We start from the raw sequence: 8,971 nt of genomic DNA, 5'->3' as shown, positions 1-8,971 counted from the left end.
ACAAATTGGCTTCGATGAATGTTAGTATCGCCGAAATTTACGAAGCTTTGGAGAAAAACAATGAAAACACAGGTGGTAGCTATATAGAACAAGGAAGATGCTCTTCGGCGACGCGGGAGGCGACACCCTGTCCGGCGGCGCGGGCAGCGACATTTTCACCTACGGAGCCTCCGACGAGGGAGGCGACGCCATCGCCGACTTCAGCCACGCCGACGACGCCTTCCACTTCACCTATTCGGAATTCGGGCAGTCGGCCGTCGGCGCCCTGAATGCGGACCACTTCTTCGAGGCCGCGTCCCAGATGAACGTGCATGAGGCCTGCTTTTATTTCGAGTCCGACGCCCTCTGGTACGACGCCGACGGCGCGGATGCCCAGGCCGCCGTGCAGATCGCCCAGGTCACGGGCGACGCAGTCCAGGCCGACGACATCGTCTTCGTCTGATCCGCACTCCCCTCGCGAAAACACGAACGGCCGATCGCCCCTCGGGGACGACCGGCCGTGTGCGCTCCCGGCCTGGCCGGGGCGGGAAAACGGAGGGTGCGCCTACAGCTCGCCCGCGCAGGCGCGCCAGGCCAGCCCCTTGATCGAGACGTACTCGGCCCGGCCTTGCAGGAAGGCGTCGAGCCGCTCCCTGTCCGGGCCGGAGAACACTGGAAGCAACGGCTGGTCCACGGCAGGGATGCGCAGCAGGCTCTCGCGGATGGCCAGGTCCCACTGCCCCCCGTAGACCTCGATGTCATCGAGGCGCAGACGGCCCCGGCAGTTCTCGCAGCCGCAGTGGATCTCGTAGGGCTCCTGGATGTTGAGCAGGCCGTATTCCGTGGTAACTTCCTCGCCCGCCGCGATGTCGCGCACGGCGATCTCCAGGTTGTAGCCGGTCATCATGGTGTTGCTGTGGCAGTTGTGGTTCATGTACCGCGCGTGGTCCCAGCTCAGGACCAGGTTGCCGCAACGGTCATGGTACATGTGGGTCTCCATGGACTCGCGGACCGGGCCGGGCAGTCCGCAATACTGCCCCTGGGTGAGGCAGATGTCGTACTGGTCGCGGACCACGACGATGGTGCCGCGCGCGATGGGCGCGGTGGCGAAGACGCCCACCCCGATCTCCGGGGAGACGTTGCGCACGACGGTGTTCGGATGGATCACGGTTTTCCCCCGATCAATAGAGGTAGCGGACCTGATGCCGCTCGGTCTCGATGCGGTTGTAGATGGAGCGCATGATGCGTTCGTAGAGCTCGTCGCCGAGCAGCTCGTCCTCGATGCCCTGCTCGATGCTCGGGTTGTCGTTGACCTCGATGACGTAGGCCTTGCCGTTTATCATCTTGAGGTCCACCCCGTAGAGCCCGTTGCCGATCAGGGAGGAGGCGTTGACCGCCGCCTTGATGACGTTGGCGGGCACCTGCTGGACGGGCAGGGTCTCGGACCGCCCGACGAACTCCTCGGCCGAGCCGCGCTCCTGCCAGTTGTAAATCTGCCAGTGGTTGCGGGCCATGTAGTACTTGCAGGCGTAAAGCGGCGTGTTGTCGAGCAGTCCGATGCGCCAGTCGTAGTCCGAGACCAGGAACTCCTGGGCGATGACCAGCTCGGTCTTGGCGAACATCTCCTCCAGCTTGGCCTGGAGCTCCTCGTGGGTATGCACCAGGAAGACGCCGAGGGAAAACGAGCTCTCGGGCAGCTTGAGGACCAGGGGCACGGGCAGGGTCCGCAGGTACTCCGGCGGGCAGGCCTTGTGCGTCAGCAGCCAGCCCCTCGGCTGGTTGATGCCCGCGCTGGTCAGCCGTTCCTGGAGGTAGACCTTGTTGGAGCAGAGCATGATGGACCAGGGGTCGTCGATGACCACCAGCCCCTCGGTGTAGGCGTGGCGGGCCATGGCGTAGGTGTGGTTCTCCATGGCCGTGGTCTCGCGAATGAAGAGCGCGTCGAACTCGCAGATGCGCCGGTGGTCGGCCTTGGTGATGAACTCCACGAAGAACCCGACCCGCTCGGCCGCGCTTCGGAACTTCTCCAGGGCGTCGGGGCAGGAGGGAGGCGTGGCCTCGTGCGGATTGACCAGGATGGCCAGGTCGTACTTGTAACTTCGAAGCCGCTGCCGGTTGTAGCGTTTCTTGACGAAGTAGCGGGTCAGGGCGTCCTTGAGCAGGTCCGGGTGGTTCTTGACCACCTGCTTGAGCTTGAGGAGCTTGATCTTCTTGATCTTCCAGGTGCCGTTCTTCTCCAGCGTGATGGTGAAGAAGGGAATGGAGAACATGGAGAAGAGCTTCCGGGCCAGGTCGTTGAACTTGGTGTCCGGGGTCTGTCCCAGGATACAGGTCATCTCGAAATGGCTGCCGGCCGTGGCCGGGAGCTTGTCCAGCAGGTTGTCCCGAATCTCGTCCAGCAGGCTCTGGGCCAGCATGGGCGTGGTCGCGTCCTTGACGGCCATGACCGACGGCGTGACCCTGTGATTGCGGGCCGAGGCCAGCAGGGAGACATAGTACCCGATGGAGTGCGTCTTGTGCGAGCCGCACAGGTTCAGGACGTGGAACCGGTTCGAGGTGGCGTAGTTGGTGTCGGACAGGTAGTCCGTGGCCGAGCAGAAATTGATCTCCGGCACGACTCGCTTGGCCAGGGCCGGATCGTCCACGACCACGACGATGCGCTCGGAAATGCCGCCCTTGCTGCCCAGCATCTGGACCATGCGCAGGGCGGGCTCGCCGGGGCCGTAATAGTCGGGCAGGGTCCGCTGGGCCTCGAAGCCGAGCTTCTGGTACCACTCCACCAGACGGATGTTGGTGGCGTCCGCCTCCAGGGTGATGCGCTCGTAGCCGTGGCTCAGGGCGAAGTCGAGGAGGTGCTGCATGAGCGCCTCGCCCACGCCCATCATGCGGTGGGACCCGTCCACGGCCAGGGAATAGATGCGCAGGGAGCGGCGGTACTGGAAGACCACGGCCGCGCCCACGGGGCACTGGCACCGCCTCCGGCCACGGCTCTCCACCACGACCACCATCTGGCTGTGGCTCAGGATGCTGTTGCGCAGGCTCTCGCGCGAACTCTGGCGGGTCTTGCCGAAGCTCGAACGTTCCAGGTCGAGAAGGAATCCGAGGTCGGCGGGTACGGCTCTACGAAAATGAAGGGGCTCAGGGGGGACGGGATCCGTCCCGGGTTTGGGGCACATGAAAAGGCCTCCGGCATAGTAATAACGTTCTGCACAAAATACAGCATCTCGCGAAATTGTGGCAAGGCAAATAATCCCATCCGCACCCAGCGTAAACAGAAAAATGCGGGGGTCGGCCAAAGTTTTTCGGACGAGGCCAAAACAGCTTGGCGCAACGCGGCGTTTCACCCCATCCGCCCCTGGGTGACGCTCTCTCGGCGCCGCACCCTCGCACCTGCCCGGATTCTCCGGCGGCACGCCCCCACCGCTGCCGCCCATGCCTTCCCATCCCCGACCACACCGTCGGCTGCCAGGGATCGACGCCTCCCCCGCAACCCCGCCCTGTAGCGCTCTTCCGCCGCCGGCCATGCCCCGACCTTTTCCCCTGCCGGACGGACCGCCCACCGGACGCCATGCGACGTCGCCTTCAATGTTGCTACCAATTTCAAAAAGATATACTCTAATAGAGTATGTTTTTTAAAACAATATGGAGGTTTAAAGTATGAAAAAAAGTATTGTCGCCATTGCGGTCCTTGTGGTCCTGCTTGCGTCGAACCTGGCGTCGGCCGCACAGCCGGGAGAGCCGTGGACCCCGCGCATGAAGGAAGCGGACGCGGCGCTGAAAACGGCCATGGCCGACCTCGGCGTGGACCCCGGCCAACCCGGCTTCATGGTCCTGACCAATGCGGGATACGGCCAGGCCGACAGGGCGTCCACCGAACCGTTCCTGGACGTCGCCGCCGAAACCACCGGCCGGACGCCCGGCACCCGCACCCTGCTCCTGGTCAACACCCCCTGCTTCGAGCCGCTGTGGTTCGCCCTGGTTCGGCAGGACGATCAGCGGGCCGTCTTTCTCAAGCTCGGCCGGGACGGATTCGCCAGCCAGGCGCTGAACCTCTCGCCCGACAGCCTCTTCGTCCCCGAGGCCTGGGCCTCGGCGGCCAAGGGACTCATCGGCTCCCGCCTGTTCTCCGTGGCCTCCATCTCCCTTTCCTGGGCGGCGGGCGCGCCCTGGCCCATGCTCAAGGGTGCGGAACTGCACGACCACTTCTGCCCCGGCCTGAACGCCGGGTTCCTGGCCAAGGCCTACCTCGACCAACACCTGCCGCTGGGTCCCGGTGACGGCTACGTCTTCGTGGGCGCGCCGCCCATCTGCGCCATGGACGCCCTCCAGTCCGCCTACGGCGCCACCATGGGCAAGCACGGCGCTTACGCCATGCTCGTGCCCGACAAGGCGGAGAAGATGGCCAAGGACGGTGTGGCCCCCACCCTCATCGCCATGCGCGTCAACAAGAAGAAGGACGTCTGCGACGGCGTGTTCCTCGGCTTCGACTGGGATAAATCCGAATCCTTCACCGGCGTGAGCAACGCGGACCGCACTCCGCCCGGTGGGAAGAAGAATCCGCTCTTCTTCATCTCGCGCGTAAAAATGTCTTGGAAGCTCGCGCAGATGCCGTTGAGAGACAAGCTGGCCTGCATCAAGGACCTGCGCCGTTTCTCCGGCCCAGCCGCCCTGGCCGACAACGTTGCCTCGGCCGGAGCCGATCCCTACGCGGCCGCCCTGGCCCACTGACCCGCCACACCGAAACGACGCCCGCCCGGGCGGGCGTCGTTTCCCGCACCTTCGCAAAACCGACCGCTCCCGTTACAGCACAATGGTTATAATTACGTAAACTTTCTGGACGCTCCATCCGATTTGTTTTAAAAGCCCCGTCATCGCCCTGGGACCTCTTATCCCGCCCAAAGGACATCCGATGAGATTTCGCCAATGGTATCCTATTGTTCTGCTGTTGCTGCTCCCCTCGGCGGCATCGGCGGCGGATATTGCGGAAGTCATCACCACCAGTCCGGCCTGGGACACCTTCACCAACCAGGACGGCACAGGCCTCTATCACGAGGTCCTGCGCGAGGTCTTCGCCCTCTACCACGTCACCGTCCGCCACGAATACGCCACCTCCGCACGGGCCGTGGAACTGGTCAAGGCGGGCGCGACCGACATGATGACCTGCGACGACGTGGTCCGCCCCCCGCTGGTGCTGGCCCGCTACCCCCTGTACAGCAACGACTTCTACGCCTTTTTCAACAAAAAGCGCATCGGCCGTTGGAAGGGGTTGCAAAGCCTGTGGGGAAAGGAGATTCTGGTCCAGCCCGGCTACTACTCGTCCGCCAATTTCCCCGTCCCGGTCAATCTCCGCGAGATGATGACCGGCGCCCAGGCCGTGTCCATGATCCTGCTGGACCGCGCGGACTTCTACGTGGACGACCTCGCCCTGATCCGGGAAGCCCTCGGCGAAAACACCATTCCTTATGTAGAAAGCGAATTCACGACCCGGCAGGTGGGACGCCGGGCCTACTTTCCCCTCTTCAGCTCCACCCTGAGGGCGCAGCGAATCAAAAAGATGTACGAGGAAGGCATGCTCCGCCTCTTTAGGGAAGGGAGGCTCCAGCCCATCTACACCAAGTGGGGATACGCCTGCCCGGACATGACCCTCTACTAGGGACCGCCCGAGCTCTCCCCATGCTTCGCTTCGGCAACGACACCATCGGCGCCCTGGAGTTCTCCGTCACCTGGGAGAAGAACGGCGCGCGCCACGAGGAGCGGTTCATCGGACGGCGGTTCAACCCGGTCAACGACATCTTTCCGCGCGGCATGCGCGAGGCCCTGGAAGGCAAGACGGCGGGCGAATCCGTCACCCTGACCTACGAGCCGAGGCTGTGCATTCCCCGCTTCCGCGAGAGCAAGGTCCTCCGCCTGCCCATGGACCGGCTGCGCAAGAAGACCATCCGCGCCGAGCCCATCGTCCCGCGCGTGGGCCGGTTCTATCCCCAGGGGCACATCGACGGCCTGCTCGACGTCTATCCCGACACCCTGACGCCCTTCCGCCTCACCGAGCTCGCGGCCGACGGGTTCACAGCCGACCTGAACCACCCCCTGGCCCTGATCCCCGTCACCTTCGAGGCGCGCATCCAGTACCTGGAAAAGCGGGACGTCGGGACCTACGGCTCCATCACCCACTGGCGCGAGGCCACCTGCGACTGGGGACCGGGCATGCAGGCCCGGCACGAGGGCCGACCGACCGACTTCTTCCTGCCCGGCTTCTTTGACCGCCAGTGCGCGGACGACGCGCCCCCGGCCCCTCCCGCGCCGGACGCCAGGGCTCGGGAGAACATCGCCGCCTTGCGCGCCCGCTTCCTCCAGCCCGGCATACGCGTGCTCGACGTCTCCCCCTGCGGGCCTGTCCCGTCCGGGGACTTCGAGGCGGCCGCAGCCGTCCAGGTCCTGGAATACGCCGCCGAGCCCGACGCCCTGCTCCGCACAGTGGCCGACCGTCTGCCGTCCGGCGCTCCGGTGGCCGTCTTCTTCACAGACCGCTGGGACCCCGCCCAGGTCATCCACGGCTGGACCGACCTGCACGCCTTCGAACGAATGGGCCTAGTCCTGGAATACCTGCACCGCGCCGGGCTGGACCGCGACGCCCGGACCGTCAGCATCCGCAACGACTGGCGCGACCGTGACGATCCCCGCTTCCTGGAGACGCGCGGCGTCAGCGACCCGGTATTCGCGGTCTGCGGCCGCAAGCGCTGACCGCCTCCCCGAATCGGCCCAGACACAACACCCCACCCGCCGCACCTCGGCACTCCACCCGCCGCACCTCGGCAATCCACCCGCCGCACCTCGGCAATCCACCCGCCGCACCTCGGCACATCATTCGCCGCATCCTCGGCACCTCATCCGCTGCCTCCTGGCGCGCCATCCGCCGTTTCTCGAAACCCCACCCGCAGCATACGGCCGCTTCACCGGACACCATCCACGCCATGCCACATTAGCTTACTCGCATTTTAGACAGGTATAATAATACCTGTTAAAGCATTGACACTCACATCCGTGCCGGTTATGACAGGTTATATTAAACCGGTATATGAGAAAAAAACGATGGAGTATCAAGCCTGGAAATTTGCGGACATCGCGGGGACGCCCCTGGGAAAACGGCTGTGGGCGTTTCTCTGCGACAGGGAAAACGTCATCCGCATGGAGACGGCTGTCGACCTGGGCAAGCCCGCCGCCGAGGCGGTGGCGCGCGTCCTCGTGGAAAGCTTCGGCGACGACGTGCGGCCCGACCGCGTCAAGCAGATGATCGGACACATGATCCGCCAGATCATGGAGGCCAACGGTTTCCAACTGGACTCGCAGAACATCCCGGTGCGCCAGGACCGGCGGCTCTTCACCAAGGCCAGCCGCTACCGCACGGGCGAAGGACGGACCACCCGCGCCGGATACATCAACCGAAACAACCAGTTGAACCACGGGGCAACCGGAGAAAGCGGAACCGACCACAACGCCCTGGCATATGAGCTGGAATGCCTCAAGTGCCGCAAGCGGTACAAAGCCAACGGGACTGACGTATTCCAGCGCAAATGTCCCTTCTGCCAGGGCGGCGCGCCCGGCCTGTGACGCCCCCGGCTCCGAAGCGCAAGAGGCCCGGCGGACGCGCGTCCGCCGGGCCTTTGCTTCATTTCTGAGTGGACCGCTCCTAGTCGTCGAGCTGGATGTCCTTGCCCTCCAGGACGCGGTTCATGTTGCGCACGGCGCACATCTTGCCGCACATGGTGCAGGAGTCGCTGTGCTCCGGCTTGGAGGACTCGCGGTAGGCCACTGGCTTGACCGGGTCCATGGCCAGCTTGAACTGGGCGTCCCAGTCCAGGGCCGCGCGGGCCCGGGCCATGTCGTCGTCCCAGTCGCGCGCGCCGGGGTAGCCCTTGGCGATGTCCGCCGCGTGGGCCGCGATGCGCGTGGCCACAATGCCCTCCTTCATGTCCTCCAGGGTGGGCAGCCGCAGGTGCTCGGCCGGGGTGACGTAGCACAGGAAATCCGCGCCCGCCGCGCCCGCGATGGCCCCGCCGATGGCCGAGGTGATGTGGTCGTAACCGGGGGCCACGTCCGTGACCAGCGGGCCGAGGACGTAGAACGGCGCGTTGTGGCACAGCCGCTTCTCCATCATCATGTTGCCCGCAATCTCGTTCATGGACATGTGCCCCGGCCCCTCGATCATGACCTGGACGTTGCGCGCCCAGGCGCGCTTGGTCAGCTCGCCCAGGTTGACCAGCTCCTCCACCTGGCAGGCGTCGGTAGCGTCGTGCAGGCAGCCGGGACGGCAGCCGTCGCCCAGGCTCAGGGTCACGTCGTACTCCTCGCAGATGTCCAGCAGCCGGTCGAAATGCTCGTAAAACGGGTTTTCCTTCTTGTTGATCTCCATCCAGGTGAAGAGCAGGGAGCCGCCGCGCGAGACGATGTTGGTGATCCGGCCGCCCAGCTTGACCTTCTCGGCCGCGTGCCGGTTGAGGCCAGCGTGGATGGTCAGGAAGTCCACGCCGTCCTCCACATGCTTGCGCACCACGTCGAAGAACTCGTCGGCCGTGATGTCCTGGAGGTTCTTGTCGTAGAAGCCCACGGCGTCATAGATGGGCACGGTGCCGATCATGGCCGGGGACATGGCCACCAGCCGCTGGCGAAACTCGCGGGTCTTGCCGTAGCAGCTCAGGTCCATGATGGCCTCGGCCTTCATGTCCAGGGCGGCCTGGACCTTTTCCAGCTCCGCGTCCAGGTTGCAGCAATCCTTGGAGATGCCGAGGTTGACGTTGATTTTGATGCGCATCCCCTCGCCCACGCCCTCGGGGTCGAGGTTCTTGTGGTTCTTGTTGGCCGGGATGATCACCGTGCCTTTGGCCATGCGCTCCATCAGCGTTGCGACGGGCATGTTCTCCTTGCGGGCCACCGCCTCCATCTGGGGGGTGACGATCCCTTTCCGGGCCGCGTCCATCTGCGTGGTATACTGCAT

General features: G+C 64.7%; 8 protein-coding genes. 5 read left to right on the top strand and 3 right to left on the bottom strand.

What is annotated here, in order from left to right:
* Window positions 1-97 precede the first annotated feature (97 nt).
* Complete coding sequence (locus tag PHP91_RS05250; protein WP_300137899.1) at window positions 98-442, top strand: hypothetical protein; 345 nt, start codon at window positions 98-100, stop codon at window positions 440-442.
* A gap of 102 nt (window positions 443-544) precedes the next feature.
* On the opposite strand, the gene PHP91_RS05245 is transcribed toward PHP91_RS05250, so the two are convergent.
* The gene (locus tag PHP91_RS05245; RefSeq protein ID WP_300137896.1) at window positions 545-1,147 is read right to left on the bottom strand and encodes an SET domain-containing protein-lysine N-methyltransferase; all 603 of its coding nucleotides are present in this window, start codon (window positions 1,145-1,147) and stop codon (window positions 545-547) included.
* Window positions 1,148-1,160: 13 nt separating this feature from the next.
* Entirely contained in the window at window positions 1,161-3,155 is a 1,995-nt protein-coding gene (locus tag PHP91_RS05240; protein ID WP_300137893.1) for a GNAT family N-acetyltransferase, read from the bottom strand.
* 481 nt (window positions 3,156-3,636) lie between these two features.
* On the opposite strand from PHP91_RS05240, the gene PHP91_RS05235 reads away from it, so the two are divergent.
* The 4 genes from PHP91_RS05235 to PHP91_RS05220 all read left to right on the top strand — a co-directional run bounded on the left by PHP91_RS05235 (window position 3,637) and on the right by PHP91_RS05220 (window position 7,587).
* Complete coding sequence (locus tag PHP91_RS05235) at window positions 3,637-4,707, top strand: FmdE family protein (RefSeq protein ID WP_300137890.1); 1,071 nt, start codon at window positions 3,637-3,639, stop codon at window positions 4,705-4,707.
* Between the two features lie 181 nt (window positions 4,708-4,888).
* Window positions 4,889-5,632 carry a transporter substrate-binding domain-containing protein gene (locus PHP91_RS05230; RefSeq protein WP_300137887.1) on the top strand — a complete coding sequence of 248 codons (744 nt, stop codon included), beginning with the start codon at window positions 4,889-4,891 and terminating at the stop codon, window positions 5,630-5,632.
* Between the two features lie 20 nt (window positions 5,633-5,652).
* A complete protein-coding gene (locus PHP91_RS05225; RefSeq protein WP_300137884.1) occupies window positions 5,653-6,720 on the top strand; it encodes a hypothetical protein in 1,068 nt (355 codons plus the stop codon).
* Between the two features lie 348 nt (window positions 6,721-7,068).
* Window positions 7,069-7,587, top strand: coding sequence for a hypothetical protein (locus PHP91_RS05220; RefSeq protein WP_300137881.1), 519 nt, complete (start codon window positions 7,069-7,071; stop codon window positions 7,585-7,587).
* 79 nt (window positions 7,588-7,666) lie between these two features.
* Here the strand turns inward: PHP91_RS05220 and thiC are convergent, their stop codons facing one another.
* Window positions 7,667-8,971, bottom strand: coding sequence for a phosphomethylpyrimidine synthase ThiC (gene thiC, locus PHP91_RS05215; protein WP_300137878.1), 1,305 nt, complete (start codon window positions 8,969-8,971; stop codon window positions 7,667-7,669).

This window comes from Pseudodesulfovibrio sp. (assembly GCF_028692895.1).
Taxonomy (GTDB): Bacteria; Desulfobacterota; Desulfovibrionia; order Desulfovibrionales; family Desulfovibrionaceae; genus Pseudodesulfovibrio.
The sequence above is the reverse complement of the archived record's forward strand: the minus strand, read 5'-3'. Positions and strand labels throughout refer to the sequence as shown.

Bases quoted from the DNA above. Each gene is read 5' to 3' on its own strand.
- PHP91_RS05225 (WP_300137884.1), top strand. From the start codon at position 5,653: ATGCTTCGCTTCGGCAACGACACCATCGGCGCCCTGGAGTTCTCCGTC.
- PHP91_RS05240 (WP_300137893.1), bottom strand. From the start codon at position 3,155: ATGTGCCCCAAACCCGGGACGGATCCCGTCCCCCCTGAGCCCCTTCAT.
- PHP91_RS05250 (WP_300137899.1), top strand. From the start codon at position 98: ATGCTCTTCGGCGACGCGGGAGGCGACACCCTGTCCGGCGGCGCGGGC.
- thiC (WP_300137878.1), bottom strand. From the start codon at position 8,971: ATGCAGTATACCACGCAGATGGACGCGGCCCGGAAAGGGATCGTCACC.
- PHP91_RS05235 (WP_300137890.1), top strand. From the start codon at position 3,637: ATGAAAAAAAGTATTGTCGCCATTGCGGTCCTTGTGGTCCTGCTTGCG.
- PHP91_RS05220 (WP_300137881.1), top strand. From the start codon at position 7,069: ATGGAGTATCAAGCCTGGAAATTTGCGGACATCGCGGGGACGCCCCTG.
- PHP91_RS05230 (WP_300137887.1), top strand. From the start codon at position 4,889: ATGAGATTTCGCCAATGGTATCCTATTGTTCTGCTGTTGCTGCTCCCC.